The sequence below is a fragment of the Comamonas sp. SCN 65-56 genome (assembly GCF_001724135.1).
In the GTDB taxonomy this organism is placed as follows: domain Bacteria; phylum Pseudomonadota; class Gammaproteobacteria; order Burkholderiales; family Burkholderiaceae_C; genus Comamonas_C.
This window is the reverse complement of the sequence record NZ_MEDS01000001.1, coordinates 239,427-256,280: the sequence shown is the minus strand read 5'-3', so window position 1 is coordinate 256,280 and position 16,854 is coordinate 239,427. Positions and strand designations below refer to the sequence as shown.

At 64.6% G+C, this 16,854-nt stretch carries 19 protein-coding genes; 7 read left to right on the top strand and 12 right to left on the bottom strand.

From position 1 onward, the window contains the following. Nucleotides 1-53: 53 nt before the first annotated feature. Nucleotides 54-1,586, bottom strand: coding sequence for an aldehyde dehydrogenase family protein (locus ABS45_RS01215; RefSeq protein ID WP_291552134.1), 1,533 nt, complete (start codon nt 1,584-1,586; stop codon nt 54-56). A 66-nt stretch (nt 1,587-1,652) separates the two neighbouring features. Further along, nucleotides 1,653-3,071 carry a replicative DNA helicase gene (gene dnaB, locus ABS45_RS01210; RefSeq protein ID WP_291552029.1) on the bottom strand — a complete coding sequence of 473 codons (1,419 nt, stop codon included), beginning with the start codon at nt 3,069-3,071 and terminating at the stop codon, nt 1,653-1,655. A 195-nt stretch (nt 3,072-3,266) separates the two neighbouring features. Here dnaB and ABS45_RS01205 point away from each other — a divergent pair, with 195 nt between their 5' ends. After that, the gene (locus tag ABS45_RS01205) at nt 3,267-3,629 is read left to right on the top strand and encodes a PilZ domain-containing protein (protein ID WP_291552026.1); all 363 of its coding nucleotides are present in this window, start codon (nt 3,267-3,269) and stop codon (nt 3,627-3,629) included. A 73-nt stretch (nt 3,630-3,702) separates the two neighbouring features. Here the strand turns inward: ABS45_RS01205 and rplI are convergent, their stop codons facing one another. Genes rplI through rpsF form a run of 4 tightly spaced genes read right to left on the bottom strand, consistent with a single transcriptional unit; the run spans nt 3,703 to nt 5,171 of the window. Further along, entirely contained in the window at nt 3,703-4,155 is a 453-nt protein-coding gene (rplI, locus tag ABS45_RS01200) for a 50S ribosomal protein L9 (RefSeq protein ID WP_291552023.1), read from the bottom strand. 12 nt (nt 4,156-4,167) lie between these two features. Beyond that, nucleotides 4,168-4,446: a 30S ribosomal protein S18 gene (gene rpsR, locus ABS45_RS01195; protein ID WP_291552021.1), complete on the bottom strand. Its 279-nt coding sequence runs from the start codon at nt 4,444-4,446 to the stop codon at nt 4,168-4,170. A gap of 19 nt (nt 4,447-4,465) precedes the next feature. Then, a complete protein-coding gene (gene priB / locus ABS45_RS01190; protein ID WP_291552019.1) occupies nt 4,466-4,774 on the bottom strand; it encodes a primosomal replication protein N in 309 nt (102 codons plus the stop codon). Between the two features lie 28 nt (nt 4,775-4,802). Next, entirely contained in the window at nt 4,803-5,171 is a 369-nt protein-coding gene (gene rpsF / locus ABS45_RS01185; RefSeq protein ID WP_291552017.1) for a 30S ribosomal protein S6, read from the bottom strand. A gap of 221 nt (nt 5,172-5,392) precedes the next feature. On the opposite strand from rpsF, the gene grpE reads away from it, so the two are divergent. The 4 genes from grpE to dnaJ all read left to right on the top strand — a co-directional run bounded on the left by grpE (nt 5,393) and on the right by dnaJ (nt 9,537). Further along, on the top strand, nt 5,393-5,944 hold the full coding sequence (gene grpE, locus ABS45_RS01180; protein ID WP_291552015.1) for a nucleotide exchange factor GrpE: 552 nt from the start codon (nt 5,393-5,395) through the stop codon (nt 5,942-5,944). 116 nt (nt 5,945-6,060) lie between these two features. Next, a complete protein-coding gene (gene dnaK, locus ABS45_RS01175) occupies nt 6,061-8,013 on the top strand; it encodes a molecular chaperone DnaK (RefSeq protein ID WP_291552013.1) in 1,953 nt (650 codons plus the stop codon). 9 nt (nt 8,014-8,022) lie between these two features. After that, nucleotides 8,023-8,382: a four helix bundle protein gene (locus ABS45_RS01170; RefSeq protein WP_291552010.1), complete on the top strand. Its 360-nt coding sequence runs from the start codon at nt 8,023-8,025 to the stop codon at nt 8,380-8,382. A gap of 15 nt (nt 8,383-8,397) precedes the next feature. Beyond that, nucleotides 8,398-9,537 (top strand): molecular chaperone DnaJ, encoded by a 1,140-nt coding sequence (gene dnaJ, locus ABS45_RS01165; protein WP_291552008.1) that lies wholly within the window; start codon nt 8,398-8,400, stop codon nt 9,535-9,537. A 23-nt stretch (nt 9,538-9,560) separates the two neighbouring features. On the opposite strand, the gene ABS45_RS01160 is transcribed toward dnaJ, so the two are convergent. The 4 genes from ABS45_RS01160 to ABS45_RS01145 form a co-directional block, all read right to left on the bottom strand. Beyond that, nucleotides 9,561-10,409: a lytic transglycosylase domain-containing protein gene (locus ABS45_RS01160; RefSeq protein ID WP_291552005.1), complete on the bottom strand. Its 849-nt coding sequence runs from the start codon at nt 10,407-10,409 to the stop codon at nt 9,561-9,563. A gap of 79 nt (nt 10,410-10,488) precedes the next feature. Next, on the bottom strand, nt 10,489-11,265 hold the full coding sequence (locus ABS45_RS01155; protein ID WP_291552002.1) for an amino acid ABC transporter ATP-binding protein: 777 nt from the start codon (nt 11,263-11,265) through the stop codon (nt 10,489-10,491). Beyond that, nucleotides 11,249-11,899 carry an amino acid ABC transporter permease gene (locus ABS45_RS01150; protein WP_291551999.1) on the bottom strand — a complete coding sequence of 217 codons (651 nt, stop codon included), beginning with the start codon at nt 11,897-11,899 and terminating at the stop codon, nt 11,249-11,251. Before ABS45_RS01150 ends, ABS45_RS01155 begins: the two co-directional genes overlap by 17 nt. A 56-nt stretch (nt 11,900-11,955) precedes the next feature. Then, nucleotides 11,956-12,765, bottom strand: coding sequence for an amino acid ABC transporter substrate-binding protein (locus tag ABS45_RS01145; protein ID WP_291551997.1), 810 nt, complete (start codon nt 12,763-12,765; stop codon nt 11,956-11,958). Between the two features lie 82 nt (nt 12,766-12,847). Here ABS45_RS01145 and ABS45_RS01140 point away from each other — a divergent pair, with 82 nt between their 5' ends. Both ABS45_RS01140 and ABS45_RS01135 read left to right on the top strand, forming a co-directional pair. Further along, entirely contained in the window at nt 12,848-13,210 is a 363-nt protein-coding gene (locus ABS45_RS01140; RefSeq protein WP_291551993.1) for a hypothetical protein, read from the top strand. A 127-nt stretch (nt 13,211-13,337) separates the two neighbouring features. Beyond that, nucleotides 13,338-15,395, top strand: coding sequence for a TonB-dependent receptor (locus ABS45_RS01135; RefSeq protein WP_291551990.1), 2,058 nt, complete (start codon nt 13,338-13,340; stop codon nt 15,393-15,395). On the opposite strand, the gene ABS45_RS01130 is transcribed toward ABS45_RS01135, so the two are convergent. After that, complete coding sequence (locus tag ABS45_RS01130) at nt 15,392-16,264, bottom strand: SAM-dependent methyltransferase (RefSeq protein WP_291551987.1); 873 nt, start codon at nt 16,262-16,264, stop codon at nt 15,392-15,394. The genes ABS45_RS01135 and ABS45_RS01130 overlap by 4 nt on opposite strands. Continuing rightward, nucleotides 16,261-16,851, bottom strand: coding sequence for a DUF1415 domain-containing protein (locus ABS45_RS01125; RefSeq protein WP_291551984.1), 591 nt, complete (start codon nt 16,849-16,851; stop codon nt 16,261-16,263). The genes ABS45_RS01130 and ABS45_RS01125 overlap by 4 nt, the downstream gene beginning before the upstream one ends. Between the last annotated feature and the right edge of the window lie 3 nt (nt 16,852-16,854).

Genomic DNA, 16,854 nt, shown 5'->3' with positions numbered 1-16,854 from the left:
CTATAAAATCAATAGCTGCAAACTCTTATCCAGCAAGCGTTGCAGCCATATTCTCACACATCAAACCGTACGCCCTGCGCCAGCGGCAGCGCGCCGCTGTAGTTGATGGTGTTGGTGGCGCGGCGCATATAGCCCTTCCAGGCGTCCGATCCCGACTCGCGCCCGCCGCCGGTTTCCTTCTCGCCACCGAAGGCGCCGCCGATCTCGGCGCCCGAGGTGCCGATGTTGACGTTGGCAATGCCGCAGTCGCTGCCCGCAGCGGACATGAAGCGCTCGGCATCCATCAGGCTCTGCGTGAAGATGGCAGACGACAGACCCTGGGGCACAGCATTCTGCAGCGCGATGGCCATGTCGGTGTCGCCGTCGTAACGCAGCACATAAAGGATGGGCGCGAAGGTCTCGTGCTGCACCACCGCGGACTGCTGCGGCATCTGCACCAGCGCCGGGCGCACATACCAGGCCTCCTGCCCCAGATCCTCGCGCACGCGTTCGCCGCCCAGCACCTGGCCGCCCTCGGCCCGGGCCTGGGCCAGCGCCTGCTGCATGGCATCAAACGCGGCGCGGTCGATCAGCGGGCCGACCAGGGTGCCGTCCGTGAGCGGGTCGCCGATGGCGATGCTGCCGTAGATCGCCGCCAGCCGCGCCAGCAGCGCGTCGGCTACGGATTCATGCACGATCAAGCGGCGCAGCGTGGTGCAGCGTTGGCCGGCCGTGCCGACGGCCGCAAAGGTGATGGCGCGCGCCGCCAGCTCCAGGTCGGCCGTGGGCGTGACGATCATGGCGTTGTTGCCGCCCAGCTCCAGGATGGCGCGGCCAAAGCGCTCGGCCACCTTCACCGCCACCTGCCGGCCCATGCGCGTGGAGCCGGTGGCACTGACCACCGCCACCTGCGGGCTGGCGGCAAGCAGTTCGCCCAGTTCGCGCCCGCCGATCAAGAGCTGGCTCAGACCCTCGGGCACCGTGCCTGGCCTGTCGGCATTGAAGGCATCCATGGCCTGCAGCAGCAGATGTTGGCAGGCAATGGCCGTGAGCGGCGTCTTCTCGGATGGCTTCCAGACGATGGCATTGCCGCAGACCAGGGCCAGGGCCGCGTTCCACGACCATACGGCCACGGGAAAGTTGAACGCCGAGATGATGCCCACCACGCCCATGGGGTGCCAGGTTTCCATCATGCGGTGACCGGGCCGCTCACTGGCGATCGTCAGGCCGTGCAGCTGGCGCGACAGGCCAACGGCGAAGTCGCAGATGTCGATCATCTCCTGCACCTCGCCCAGGCCCTCGGCAATGATCTTGCCGGCCTCCAGCGACACCAGGGCGCCCAGGGCCGCCTTGTGCCGGCGCAGCAGTTCGCCCAGGCGGCGCACCAGCTCGCCGCGCACCGGGGCGGGAACCTCGCGCCAGGCTTGGTACGCGCCATGGGCGGAGGCTATCGCCGCCCGTGTCTGCGCCATCGTGCTGGTCCGGAGTGACGCCAGCAGCGCACCATCACGCGGCGCACGGATTGCCAGATCGGCCCCTGCGTAGCACGCGAGATCCAGCCCCAGAGCCGACAGGACGGCCTGCAGGTGCGCGCTTGAATTGGTCATGGAAATAGACACAAAACAGGCTGTAGCGCTTTCCCATCAAGCGTCGAAAGCTATCAAAATCGAAAATCAAAAATCGTCGCCACCATCCACGGCAAGGTTTTCAAAGCGCGTCTGGTCCTTCTGGAAATAGAGCTTGACGGTCCCCGTGGGGCCATTGCGCTGCTTGCCGATGATGATTTCGGAGACGTTGGGCTCTTTGCTCTCCTTGTTGTAGTAGTCGTCGCGGTAGATGAACATGATGATGTCCGCATCCTGCTCGATCGCGCCGGATTCGCGCAGGTCGCTCATCATCGGGCGCTTGTCGGTACGCGTTTCCACCGAACGATTGAGCTGCGAGAGCGCGATCACCGGGCACTGCAGTTCCTTGGCCAGCATCTTGAGGCCGCGCGAAATCTCGCCCAGTTCGGTAGCGCGGTTCTCGCCCTGGCTGCCGCTGGAGCCGCTCATCAGCTGCAGGTAGTCCACCACGATCAGCCCCAGCTTGCCGCACTGGCGCGCCAGGCGCCGGGCGTTGGCGCGCAGCTCGCTGGGTGTCAGGCCCGGTGTTTCATCGATGTGCAGCGAGACGCCGCGCAGGCGCTCTATGGCCTCGGTCAGGCGCGGCCATTCCTCGGTCGTGAGCTTGCCGGTGCGCAAATGGCCCTGATGGATGCGCCCGATCGAGCCGACGATGCGCACCGCCAGCTGCGCCGCGCCCATTTCCATCGAGAAAATCGCCACCGGCAGCCCTTCGTTGAGCGCCACATGCTCGGCGATGTTCACCGCCAGCGAGGTCTTGCCCATGGACGGGCGCGCCGCCAGCACCACCAGATCGCCCGCCTGCAGGCCGCTGGTCATCTTGTCCAGGTCGACGAAGCCCGTGGGCACGCCGGTCACGTCCACCGGGTTGTCCGCCATCTCGGTCACGCGGTCGAGCAGCGTGACGACCAGCGACTCCATCGGCTGAAAGCCCTGCTTCATGCGCGAGCCTTCCTCGCCGATGGCGAAGATTTTCTGCTCGGCCTCGTCGAGGATGCGATCGACCGCCCGGCCCTGGGGGTTGAAGGCATTGGTGGCTATCTCGTCGCTGGCCGTCACCAGCTTGCGCAAGATCGCACGCTCACGCACGATCTCGGCGTAGCGGCGGATGTTGCTGGCGCTGGGCACATACTGCGCCAGGCTGTTGAGGTAGGCCAGCCCACCGGTTTCTTCAGCGCGGCCAATGCTTTGCAGCCGCTCATACACCGTGATCACGTCGGCCGGCTTGCCCGCGCCGACCAGCGTGCTCACCGCCGCATAAATCTGCTGATGTTCATGGCGGTAGAAATCGCCCTCCGTGAGCAGGTCGCCCACGCGATCCCACGCGAGGTTGTCCAGCAGCAGGCCGCCCAGGACGCTCGATTCGGCCTCGATCGAGTGCGGCGGCACGCGCAGCTGCGCCACATCCTGGTCCACAAAGCCGCTGGGCAGAAACGTTTCCAGCGGCGACGAAATCACGGCAGACATGCAAAAAACCATCCATCCAAAACCAAGGAGACATCCTAGCGGCCTCTCCTTGAAACGTCATCGCACAAGTCTGTGGACAACAGGTGCACAAGCACAGGCAAAGCTGTGCACGACCCTCCGCACAATGTACCCGGCAGGTTTGCGAACGGGTGTTCAGGCGTTAGCATCGCTCACCCGACCGCCAGAAGGAACCCCATGCCCCACGAGCGCCGCCATTTCGTCCGCGTCCAGTTCGACAGTCCCGGCCAACTGCGCTGGCCCGGCCAAGCCGTGGCGGTGCGCGTGCTGGACCTCTCGCTCAAGGGCGCATTGCTGCAGACCACCGACGGCGCTGCGTTGCAGGCCGGTCAGCGCTGCGAGTTCACCGTACCGTTGGCGCACCAGGAATACATTGCGATGACGGTGCAGGTAGCGCACCTGCAAGGGCAGCAGATCGGCGTCTCCTGCCTGAGCGTGGACATCGACAGCGTCACCCACCTGCGCCGCCTGATCGAGCTGCAATTGGGCGACCCCAAGCTGCTGGAACGCGATCTGGCGGAACTGAGCGCCGGGCACTGAACACCGGCGCTGAGCCGCCAAAGCAAAAGCCGCCCAAAGGCGGCTTTTGCAGCGTTGCGCCGTGGCGCCCGGGTCAGGCGGTTTCGCCGTACACCGTCACGGACAGTTCCACCGACACATCGGTGTGCAGCACCACCGTGACCGAGCTCTCGCCGACGACCTTGATCGGGCCATTGGGCATGTGGATCTGCGCCTTGTGCACCTTCACGCCCTGGCGGTGCAGTTCTTCGGCGATGTCGAAGTTGGTGACCGAGCCGAACAGGCGGCCGTCCACGCCGGCCTTCTGCGTCAGCTTGATGGTGGCATCGGCCAGTTGCTGGGCGTGGGCCTGGGCCTGGGCCAGCTTGTCGGCAGCGATTTTTTCCAGTTCGGCGCGCTTGGCTTCGAACTGCGCCTTGGCGGCGGCGGTGGCGCGGTGCGCACGGCCGGTGGGGATCAGGTAATTGCGGGCGTAACCGTCCTTGACCTTGACGATATCGCCAAGCACACCGAGGTTGACCACCTTGTCGAGCAGGATGACTTGCATGGGATGTGCTCCTTAAATCTTGTGCTGATCGCTGTAGGGCAACAGAGCCAAAAAGCGCGCGCGCTTGATGGCGGTGTTGAGTTGGCGCTGGTAGATCGCGCGCGTGCCGGTCAGGCGGGCGGGAATGATCTTGCCGTTTTCGGCGATGAAATCGCGCAGCGTGTCGATGTCCTTGTAGTCGATTTCCTCGACGCCAGCGACGGTGAAGCGGCAGAAGCGCTTGCGCTTGAACAGCAGCGATTGCGTATTGCGCTTGCCGTTCTTGCCATTCTTGTTGAATTTCTTGAACATGGTCGAAACCTTCTGAAAACTATTGCGATTGAAACTGCTGGATGTGAAACACCACGCCCTTGCCATTGCGCCCCTGGGCCAGAAAACCCTGGAAGGTCCAGAGACTTTCCAGCGCCTGACGCGCGAGCCGCTCGGCCTGCGTGCCAAAGACCACCGCCTTCAGCCTCAAGACTGCCTGCCGCTCGCCTCCAGCTTCCTGCTGCACCGACAGGTGCTCCAGCATCACATCCAGTGCCGGCAAACCGGCCGGGGTGTGGCGCAGCGGCTGCAGTTCTGCAACGCGGGCGCTCAGGGTCAGGCGGTTGGGGGTATTTTCGGGCGTGCTCACATCTCCCGTGGATGGCACCGGCCGGCGCTCAGCGCTCGACGGCCTCGGCCTGGCTGGCCTTGCGCGCCTCTTCACGCTCCACGGTCTTCATCATCGTCGAGGCGGTGGTGTCCGCCTTCTTCTTTTGCACCGTCAGGTGGCGCAGCACGGCGTCGTTGAATTTGAACGCGTGCTCCAGCTCGGCCATCACGGCCTGATCCGCCTCGATGTTCAGGCACAGGTAATGCGCCTTTGCCAGCTTGCTGATCATGTAGGCGAGCTGACGACGGCCCCAGTCCTCCACGCGGTGCACCTGACCGCCGCCAGCGGTGATCATGCCCTTGTAGCGTTCAAGCATCGCCGGTACCTGCTCGCTCTGGTCCGGATGGATCAGCAAAATAATCTCGTAATGACGCATGCAACCTCCTTGTGGTTGATAGCCACCCGCTGCGTCTGTCTCGGGCGTAAACGTGAATACGCCCTTGCGGTGTGGCAAGGAAAACCGGCGATTATACGAATGAAACAGCCGCGCGTACACTACTTGGCTTTGTGCGCTTTCCCTCGCCGTCATGCAAAGCGGTCTTGAATCGCTGTCTGCCAGCCCCATATGGGCAGCGTTTGCCATTCGTATTTCCAGACATGTCCAACCACACCACGCCACAGCCCTCTGCCGCCGAGTCGGCCAGCGAAGACGTGGCATCCACGATGGGTGCCGATACCTTGGATGAAATCGCCCGCCTGCAGGCCGAATTGGTCGAGCTCAAGAGCAAGAGCGCGGAACTGGCCGACCAGTACCTGCGCGCCAAGGCCGAAGCCGACAACGCGCGCCGGCGCGCCGAAGAAGATGTTGCCAAGGCGCGCAAATTCGGCATCGAGGGTTTCGCCGAAAATCTGCTCGCCGTCTGCGACAGCCTGGACGCCGCCCTGGCACTGGAGAACGCCAGCGCCGAACAGCTGCGCGAAGGCAGCACCGCAACGCTGCGCCAGCTGATCTCTGCCCTGGAACGCAACAAGGTGACGGTCGTCAACCCGGCCATTGGGGACAAGTTCGACCCGCACCAGCACCAGGCGATCAGCATGGTGCCGTCCGCCCAGGATGCCAACACCATCGTCTCGGTGCTGCAAAAGGGCTACCTCATTTTTGATCGGGTGCTGCGTCCGGCGCTGGTCACCGTGGCGGCACCGAAGTGAGTTGCTGCGCTGGGCGCGATCCAACCGTCACCCGGCACCTGACCCTCCACCTTGAATTCCAAGCCGCCATCCGCACGTAGCAGCTATCCAGTTTTTGACACATTTCGGAGAACAACATGGGAAAAATCATCGGCATCGACCTGGGCACGACCAACTCCTGCGTCGCCATCATGGAAGGCAACGCCACGCGCGTGATTGAAAACAGCGAGGGCGCGCGCACCACGCCGTCCATCGTTGCCTACCAGGATGACGGCGAGATCCTCGTCGGCGCCTCGGCCAAGCGCCAGGCCGTCACCAACCCCAAGAACACCATCTACGCCGTCAAGCGCCTGATCGGTCGCAAGTTCGAGGACAAGGAAGTCCAGAAGGATCTGGGTCTGGCCCCATTTGCCATCATCAAGGCCGACAACGGCGACGCCTGGGTTCAGGTGCGCGACCAGAAGCTCGCGCCGCCGCAAATCAGCGCCGAAACCCTGCGCAAGATGAAAAAAACCGCCGAGGATTACCTGGGCGAACCGGTCACCGAGGCCGTCATCACGGTGCCCGCCTACTTCAACGACAGCCAGCGCCAGGCCACCAAGGACGCCGGCCGCATCGCCGGCCTCGAAGTCAAGCGCATCATCAACGAACCCACGGCCGCGGCGCTGGCCTTTGGCCTGGACAAGCAAGGCAAGGGCGACCGCAAGATCGTGGTCTACGACCTGGGCGGCGGCACGTTCGACGTGTCCATCATCGAAATCGCCGACGTCGACGGCGAGAAACAATTCGAGGTGCTGGCGACCAACGGCGACACCTTCCTGGGCGGCGAAGACTTCGACCAGCGCATCATCGACTACATCATCGGCGAGTTCAGGAAAGAGCAAGGCGTGGATCTGAAGGCCGACGTGCTGGCCCTGCAGCGCCTCAAAGAAGCCGCCGAGAAGGCCAAGATCGAGCTGTCCAACAGCGCGCAGACCGACATCAACCTGCCTTACATCACGGCCGATGCCTCGGGCCCCAAGCACCTGAACATCAAGCTCACGCGCGCCAAGCTCGAAAGCCTGGTCGAAGACCTGATCGAGCGCACCATCGCGCCCTGCCGCACCGCCATCAAGGACGCCGGCATCAGCGTCTCCGACATCAACGACGTGATCCTGGTCGGCGGCATGACGCGCATGCCCAAGGTGCAGGACACCGTCAAGGAATTCTTCGGCAAGGAGCCGCGCAAGGACGTCAACCCCGACGAAGCCGTGGCCGTCGGCGCTGCCGTGCAAGGTCAAGTCTTGAGCGGTGACCGCAAGGACGTGCTGCTGCTGGACGTGACGCCGCTGTCGCTGGGCATCGAAACCCTGGGCGGCGTGATGACCAAGATGATCGCCAAGAACACCACCATCCCGACCAAGTTCGCCCAGACCTTCTCCACCGCCGAGGACAACCAGCCCGCGGTGACCATCAAGGTGTTCCAGGGCGAGCGTGAAATCGCCACCGCCAACAAGGCCTTGGGCGAGTTCAACCTGGAAGGCATCCCGCCGGCCAGCCGCGGCACGCCGCAGATCGAGGTGAGCTTCGATATCGATGCCAACGGCATCCTGCACGTGGGCGCCAAGGACAAGGGCACAGGCAAGGAAAACAAGATCACCATCAAGGCGTCTTCGGGTCTGTCCGAGGAAGAGATTCAGAAGATGGTGAAGGACGCGGAGATCAACGCCGCCGAGGACCACAAGAAGCTCGAACTGGTGCAGGCACGCAACCAGGCGGAGGCGGCGGTGCACAGTACGCAAAAGGCGCTCACCGAGCATGGCGACAAGCTCGACGCCGGCGAGAAGGAGAAGATCGAGGCCGCGATCAAGGACCTGGAAACCGCCCTCAAGGGCGAAGACAAGTCCGCCATCGAGGAAAAGACCAACGCTCTTATGAGCGCCAGCCAGAAACTCGGCGAGAAGATGTACGCCGACGCGGCAGCTGCCGCTCAAGCCGCAGGTGCGGGCGGCGCGGGTGCAACGCCCGGGGCGGAGCAGGCGCAGACTTCGGCAGCCGCGGCGGACGACAACGTGGTCGATGCCGAAGTCAAGGAAGTCAAGAAGGGGTGAGCGTTTGGCGTGCGCAACTTTCGAGAGTTGATCGCTTGGCAAGTTGCTTTTGAACTTGTCAGGCTGATCTATCAAGCCACAGAGCGCTTTCCGAAATCGGAAGAGCTCGGCCTGAAATCACAGATGCGCCGGGCGGGGGTTTCCATCCCGTCCAACCTGGCTGAAGGCGCCGGCCGCTCAACGAAGAAGGATTTTTCCAGTTTCGTTACCATTGCGCGCAGTTCTCTCAATGAACTGCAAACCCAGGCTCTGTTGTCCACGGAGCTTGGGTTTTTGTCTTCCACGGACATGAATCAATTGCAGGCGGTCATCGACAGGCTGTACGGGTTGCTCAACGGTTTGCGCAACTCGCTCAACACTGAACACTGAACGCTGAACCCCCTTATGGCCAAGCGCGACTATTACGAAATCCTGGGCGTTCCCAAGAACGCCAGCGAGGACGAGATCAAGAAGGCTTATCGCAAGCTCGCGATGAAGTACCACCCCGACCGCAACCAGGGGGACGCGGCCAAGAGCGCCGAGGAGAAATTCAAGGAGGCCAAGGAGGCCTATGAAATGCTCTCCGACGACCAGAAGCGCGCCGCCTACGATCAGTACGGGCACGCCGGGGTCGATCCGAACATGCGCGGTGGCATGGGCGGGCAGGAAGGCTTTGGCGGTTTCGCCGAGGCCTTTGGCGACATCTTCGGCGACATGTTCGGCGGCCAACGCGGCGGCGCACGCGGCGGCAGGCAGGTCTACCGCGGCAGCGACCTCTCCTACGCCATGGACATCACGCTGGAGGAGGCGGCCGCCGGCAAGGACGCGCAGATTCGCATCCCGAGCTGGGACAACTGCGACACCTGCCACGGCAGCGGCGCCAAACCCGGCACCAGTCCCAAGACCTGCGGCACCTGCAACGGCTCGGGCGTGGTGCAGATGCGCCAGGGCTTCTTCAGTGTGCAGCAGACCTGCCCGCACTGCCGCGGCACGGGCAAGATCATTGCCGACCCCTGCGCCAGTTGCCACGGCCAGGGCAAGGTCAAGAGCCAGAAGACGCTGGAAGTGAAGATCCCCGCCGGCATCGACGACGGCATGCGCATACGCTCCACCGGCAACGGCGAGCCCGGCACCAACGGCGGCCCGCCGGGTGATCTGTACATCGAAATCCGGATCAAGAAGCACGACATCTTCGAGCGCGACGGCGACGACCTGCACTGCCAGGTACCGGTCAGTTTCATCACCGCGGCGCTCGGCGGCGAGATCGAGGTGCCGACGCTGGCCGGCAAGGCGGCGATCGATATCCCCGAAGGCACGCAGGCGGGCAAGCAATTTCGCCTGCGCGGCAAGGGCATCAAAGGCATTCGCGCCAGCTACCCCGGCGATCTCTACTGCCACATCGTGGTCGAGACACCCGTCAAGCTCACCGAATACCAGCGCAAGCTCTTGCGTGAGCTCGAAGAATCACTGAAAAAAGGTGGTGCCAAGCACTCGCCCTCAACCGAAAGCTGGACGGAACGCCTCAAGCGCAGCTTTTTCAGCTGATGGGCTGCGGCCGGTACCCGGATTCAAGGGTGCCTGCCAGCCACCGCCTGTGCATCCGGTGCCACATGGTGGCTGGCACGGTAAAACGCGAGTACGCGCTTGACATACTCACGCGTTTCGGCAAAGGGTGGCACCCCGCCGTATTGCTTGACCGCGCCTTCGCCGGCGTTGTAGGCCGCTGCCACCAGGGCGATGTCCCCTTCAAAACGCTGCAGCAGCCAGCGCAGGTGCGCCAGCCCGCCACGGACGTTCTGTTCCGCGTTCCAGGCATCGCGCACGCCGTAGCGCTCGGCAGTTTCCGGAATCAGCTGCATCAACCCCTGGGCGTTGCGCGTCGACAGTGCGAAGGGGTCGAAATTCGATTCCGCCTTCACGATCGCCAGTGCCAGGCGCGGGTCAACCGCAAAACGCGGCGCCAAACGCTCCACCAGCCGTGCCTGGCGCCGCTGCGCCGGTGACAGCCCGGCGACATAGCGTTCCACCACCTCGGCGGACACCACCGCCGGCGACGCTGGCTCTGATGGACTGACATTCGGCTTCAGGCAATCGGGCAACTGGTCACCCGAGGACTCGCCCGCAAGCAGGATGCGTGCCTTTTCATGCCCGCGTTGCGCCGCAAGGGCCAGCAGCGTGGCGGCTATCGTGTGCTCCGTCGACGCACCAGTTTTCCACAACAGCCGTCCCAGACGGTACTGCCCTTCCAGGCTCCCCTCCCGCGCCGCCGCACAGTAACGCTCTTGCGCGGTCGTTCGATCACCACGAAATTCAGCCGCATAGCCATCATCCAGCCAACGCATGATGGTGGGTGGCTCGTCGCTCCAGCCCTGAGTCTGCGCACTGCCCTGGGCATGGGCCGGCGCTGCCAGCAGCATCAGCAAGGCAAGACCGCAGCGTGCCAATAGAGGGCCGCGAATAAGCGGCGCCGCAGACGCATGCCGGCCGGCGGGCCGCTCACAGCATGTGATCAAGAAAGGCCTGTGCACGTTCATGCCCCGGATCGGCAAAAAATTCCTGCGCGGAGCGTTTGGCCAGCAAGGCGCCTTCATCCATGAAGGCCACGGTGTGTGCCACCTCGCGTGCAAAACCCATCTCGTGCGTGACGACCAGCATGGTCATGCGCTCTTCGGCCAGCGCGCGCATGGTGCGCAGGACCTCGCCGGTCAGCTCCGGGTCGAGTGCCGAAGTGGGTTCGTCAAACAACATGATCTCAGGCTCCATGCAAAGCGCGCGCGCAATCGCCACGCGCTGCTTCTGCCCGCCCGACAGGCGCGCCGGGTAGCTGTCTGCCTTGACCGACAAGCCCACCTTGGCCAGCAGCCTTTCCGCTCGCGCCAGCGCCTCGGCGCGCGCCACGCCGGCGACCACCATCGGTGCTTCGATCAGGTTCTCCAGCACGGTGAGGTGTGGGAACAGGTTGAAATGCTGGAACACCATACCGCTCTTGCGGCACAGCCTGCGTGCCTCGGCTTCAGGTGCGTAACGGCAATGACCCTGCGCGTCGGTGCTGGCAAGCACTTCGCCGGCGATGCGGATCTCGCCGGCGTCAATCGTTTCCAGCTGGTTCAGGCAGCGCAAAAAAGTGCTTTTGCCCGAGCCCGACGGCCCGATCAGCGCCACCACCTCGCCACGCGCGATCGACAGCGAGACGCCGCGCAGCACCTCGTTGTCGCCAAAGCGCTTTTTCACGCCCTGCGCGGCAATCATCGTTGTCTCACTCATAGCGGGCATGGTGACGCTCCAGCCGCTGAAAGCCCCAGGTGAGCACCAGCGTCATGATGAGGTAGAAGGCAGCAGCGACGATGAAGGGCGAGGTGGTGAAGTCGCGCTGCACGATACCGCGCGCAGCGCGCAACAGATCATTCAGGGCCAGCACGTAGATGAGCGAGGTGTCCTTCACCAGCGTGATGGTTTCGTTGGACAGCGGCGGCAGGATGTTGCGCACCATCTGCGGCAGCACGATGCGCCGCATGGTCTGGCGATAGTTCATGCCCAGCACCCGCGCCGCCTCGTACTGGCCGCGATCGACCGAGAGAATGCCGGCGCGGAAAATTTCGGCGAAATAGGCCGCGTAATTGAGCGTGAACGCGACCACGGCCGAAGGGAAATCCGGCAGGCGAACGCCGATCACCGGCACGAAAGGCAGCGCAAAATAAATGAACAGCATCTGCAGCATCAGCGGCGTGCCGCGCATCAGCCAGATGTAGCCATTCACCACCGCGGAGAGCGGGCGCAGGTGCGAGACCCGCCCCAGCGCCAGCAGCAGCCCGAGCGGCAACGCCAGCGCCACCGTGATGAAAAAGAGCTTCAGGGTCACCACCGCGCCCTGCGCGAGCGGCCCCAGAAGTGAGAGGAAATAGTCCATGCGTGGGCCTGGAATTTACTTCCCTCCGCGCGAGGGGAGGGAGAAACCGCCCGGAGTTACTTGACGATGTTCTTGCCGAACCATTGTTCGGAAATCTTCGCCGCCGCACCATCGGCCTTCATGTCCGCCAGCACCTTGTCCAGCTTGCCCAGCAGTTCGGTGTCGTCCTTGCGCAGACCGACGCCGTATTCCTCGGTGCCGAAGTTGTCTTCCAGCACGGCGTACTGGTCGGGCTTCTTGGCCACGTAGTAGCGCCCCACCACCTCGTCGACCACCACCGCATTGAGGCGCCCGGCCGAGAGATCCATGAGCGCCGTGACGTTGTCGCCAAAGGTCTTGAACTCCTTGAACGACTTGAATACCGCCTCCTCCTTCTTGACGGCATCGACCGCGCTCGAACCTTCCTGCGCACCCACCACCTTGTCCGCCAGATCGGCCTTGGTCTTGATCGCGGAATCGGCCGGCACCACGATGATCTGGTGGTTTTCCATGTAAGGCGCGCTGAAGGCGATGTTCTGCTTGCGCTCTTCGGTGATGGTCAGGCCGTTCCACAATGCATCGACGCGCTTGCCGGAGAGTTCCGCTTCCTTGGCATTCCAGTCGATGGGCTTGAAATCCACCTGCACGCCCAGGCGCTTGGCGGCTTCCTTGGCCATGTCGATGTCAAAGCCCACCAGTTCATTCTTTTCGTCACGGAAACCCATGGGTGGGAAGTTGTCGTCCAGGCCGACAACGATCTTGGTGACGGCCGCAGGCGCGGCGGCGGCCGGGGTGGGGGCAGCAGCCGGTGCGGCGCTCTCCTGCTTGGAGCAGCCGGCCAGCAGCACGCCCAGGCTCAGCAGGGCAACGGAGGCAAATTTTTTCATGGTCTTGGATCCTCGAATGGGTATGCAGCAAAGCTTTGTATTGTCCCATTGATCAGCCTTGCACTACGATCCGGGGATCGCCATGCGCTTGCCACCTCCACCGAGCCGCCCCAGCCCGTCCCGTCGCCTTGTGCTGTGGACGCTGGCGCTCGCGCTGGTGCTCGCCCCCGCGCTGGTTGGCATGCACCGCATGCTGCACCTGCCCACGGCGGTCAGCACCGCCGCACCCCAGGTGGTTGCAAAGGGGCTGAGCGCACTCTTCCTTGGTCACGACGCAGCGGAATGCCAACTGCTTGACCAGCTCATCCACGGTGGCGCGCCTGCGACGGCGTGGATCCCACCTCTCACGCACGCAGTGCCTGCGTGCCCGTCGGAGCCTGCGGCGCAGACGCCACGCGCACACGCGGCACTGCCATTCCTGGCGCGCGCCCCTCCCCAAGCCTGAATCCCCTGTTTTGATAGCTGACAGCGCTTGTCCTATCAAGCGCTACAGCCGTTTTTGCTTTGAACCCTTTGCTTTCAGAGCGGACCGCCGCCTGCAGCGGCGGCACGGCCATTTCAGGAATGTTTTCATGCGCTACCCCTTTCTCCCTCCCTCGCAGGTGCGCCTTGCCCTGCTTGTCACCACGCTGCTTGGCAGCAGCCTGCACCCTGCGCAGGCCCAGGATGCAGCACCCGCAGCCCTGCCCTCTGTCACTGTCTCGGCCAGCGGTCTGGAGCAGGCCAGCGGCGACATGGCCACGCCCGTGATCGTGCTCGAGGGCGGTGAACTCGTGCGCCGACGTGCAGCCACGCTGGGCGACACGCTTGACAGCGAACCCGGCATCCAGGCCACGCACTTCGGCGCCGGAGCCAGCCGCCCGGTGATCCGCGGCATGGACGGGCCGCGCGTGCAGATTCTCACCGACGGCTCTGAAGTGCAGGACGCCTCTTCCGTCAGCCCGGACCACGCGGTCGTCGTCGAGCCCCTGCTGGCGCGCCAGATCGTGGTGCTGCGCGGCCCCTCGGCGCTGATCCACGGCGGTGGCGCCATCGGCGGCGTGGTCAATGTGCTTGACAACAAGATCCCGACGGCCATCCCCGAAAACGGCATCGCGGGCAGCGCCGAGCTGCGCGGCACTACGGCGGCGCGCGAAACAACCGGCGCCTTCGAGCTCACCGGCGGCGCGGGTCAACTCGCCGTGCATGTGCAAGGCCTGGCGCGCGCTGCGGGCGACTACCGCGTCGGCAGCGGCTGGGGCGGTGGTGCCGCCGTACCCGGCAGCTTCAACCACACCGATAACGCAAGCCTGGGCCTGTCGTGGATCACCGACCGTGGCACCCTGGGCCTGGCGTACACGCGACAGACCGCGCGCTACGGCCTGCCCGGGCACAACCACACCGACGAGGACTGCCATACCCATGGCGACCACCTGCACTGCGGCGGTCACGACGGACATGGCCACGGCAGCGATGACGCGCACGCCCCCGGCGACATACCGGTGGTGAACCTGCGCAGCAAGCGCTGGGATCTGCGCGGCGAGCTGCGCCAGCCCTTTGCCGGCATTGCCGCCATGCGCCTGCGCGCCGGCGTGACCGGCTACCGCCACGACGAGGTGGAGGACGGCAGCATCGCCACCACCTTTCGCAACCAGGCGCGCAACCTGCGCATAGAACTGCAACAAGAGTCGATCGGCGGCTGGCGCGGCGTGTTCGGGCTGCAGACCAGCGAGCGTCGCTTCAGCGCCTTGGGCGAAGAGGCCTATGTGCAACCCACCACCACGCGGCGCACCAGCGCGTTCGTGCTGCAGCAGTTCGAGTGGCAGCAATGGCGCGTCGAAGGTGCGCTGCGCCAGGAGCACCAAAGCGTGGATGCGCTGGATGCAGGCCTCACCCGTCGGCACCACGGCAGCTCCGCATCGCTCGCCGCGGTGTGGAAGTTCACGCCCGGCTACCAGCTCTCGACCTCGCTCACCCACGCGCGGCGCATGCCCACGGCCGAGGAGCTCTACGCCAACGGCCTGCACCTGGCCACCAGCACCTTCGAGCGCGGCAACCCCAACCTGAGCCCCGAGACGGCGCAATCCATCGACCTGGCGCTGCGCAAGACCGCGGGCGACACGACGTTCAGCGCAAGCGTGTTCCACAACCGCGTGAAGAACTACATCTATGGCCGCACGCTCGATGAGCTCAATGGTTTGCAGCTGCTGCAGTACAGCCAGCAGGACGCCACCTTCCGCGGCCTGGAAGCGCAGCTGCGCCAACGCCTGACGCGCCACCTGGGCGTGACGTTGTTCGGCGATCTGGTGCACGCACGCCTGAGCACCGGCGGACAGCTGCCGCGCATTCCCGCCGCGCGCGCCGGCCTGCGGCTGGACGCCGCCTGGCAGCGCTGGGACGGCCAGATTGAATGGGTGCAAGTGATGCGCCAGAACCGCATCGCAGAGTTTGAAACCTCCACCCCGGGCTACGGCATGCTCAGCCTGGGCGCCACCTACAACAGCCAGTGGGCCGATGGCACGCCCTGGCAGTTCTACGTGCGCGCGAGCAACCTCACCAACCGCCTGGCCTACGCCCACACCTCTTACATCAAGACCGCCGCGCCGCTCATGGGGCGCAATATCGCCATTGGTCTGCGGGTGTCGTTTTAGGCGTCAAGGCCGAAACGTGCGCCGAGCGTCTGGCGCAGGCCGAACTCATCGAGGATGGCCGTCAAGCGCTCGCGTGCGCTGCGCTTCTTCTGCCCGGTGAAGCGCGCGATGATGAGCTCGTTCTTCAGGCTGTGCTCCCAGCCCACCAGTTCGGTCACCGTCACCTGGTAGCCACTGGCCTCCAGGCGCAGGCAGCGCAGCACGTTGGTGATCTGGCTGCCGATCTCACGCGTGTGGATGGGGTGACGCCAGAGCTCGGCCAGCGGCGTGCGCGCCAGATTGAAGGCCTTGTTCTGCCGCAGCCCTCGCGCCACCTCGGCCTGGCAGCAGGGCACCAGCACCATGGCCTGCGCCTGCTTGGCCAGGCCAAAGGTGATCGCGTCGTCCGTCGCCGTATCGCAGGCGTGCAGCGCGGTCACGAGGTCAAAGCGCTCGGGCAGATCGGCCTGCGCGGCGGCATCGGCCACCGCCATGTCCAGAAAACGCATGCGCGCAAAGCCCAGGCGCGCCGCCAGCTCGCGCGAGCGCTGTACCAGCTCGGCGCGCCACTCGATGCCTGTGACCTCGCCACGCCCCAGTGGCTTGAAGAACAGGTCATAGAGGATGAAGCCCAGATACGACTTGCCCGCGCCGTGGTCGGCCAGCAGCGGTGCGTGCCCGTCCCGCGCCAACTCCTGCAGCAAAGGCTCGATGAACTGGTAGAGGTGGTAGACCTGCTTGAGCTTGCGCCGCGAATCCTGGTTCATCAGGCCGTCGCGTGTGAGGATGTGCAGTTCCTGCAGCAAGGCCACGGACTGCCCCGGGCGCAGCTCGGCCAGCACTGCTGCGCGGGCCGCGTCCTGCCCTGCCCCCGCACGCCGCTGCGTCATTGCGGCTCCTGCGGGTCCGTCGGATGCACAGGGCAGCGCGCGCCGACATCCAGCGCCGCCCAGCCCTCGGCACCCAGCGTCTCGACCACCTCGATGTTGCGTTCAAAGATGGTCTCGGCCTCGGGGAACTGCTCCACCGCGCGGTCGATGCTTGCTTCGCGGAGCAGGTGCAGCGTGGGATAGGGTGCGCGGTTGGTGTTGTTGCTCGCATCCTGGGGCGCGGTGCCGGCGAACTGAAAGCGCGGATGAAATGGCGCCACTTGCAGAATGCCCGCCAGGTCCATGGTCTCCACAAGGTCGTCGGCCAGTTCAAGGAAATCATTGAACGCGAGGAAATCCTGGAAGGCGAACGGCAGCATCAGCAAGGTGGTGTCGCGCTGCTCCGGATTGGCCTCTGCCAACGCTTGCAGCTCGCGCTGCAAATCCGAGAGCACGCCGCGCTCATCCTGTGCGCGGCTGACGGCAAAATGGATCTGCCCTTTTGCCTCCACGCCCTTGGCGAACGGGCACAGGTTGAGGCCAATCACCGCGCGCTCCAGCCAGCGGCGGGTATCGGCAATGACGGTGTCTTCAAGCGTTGGATCCATGCC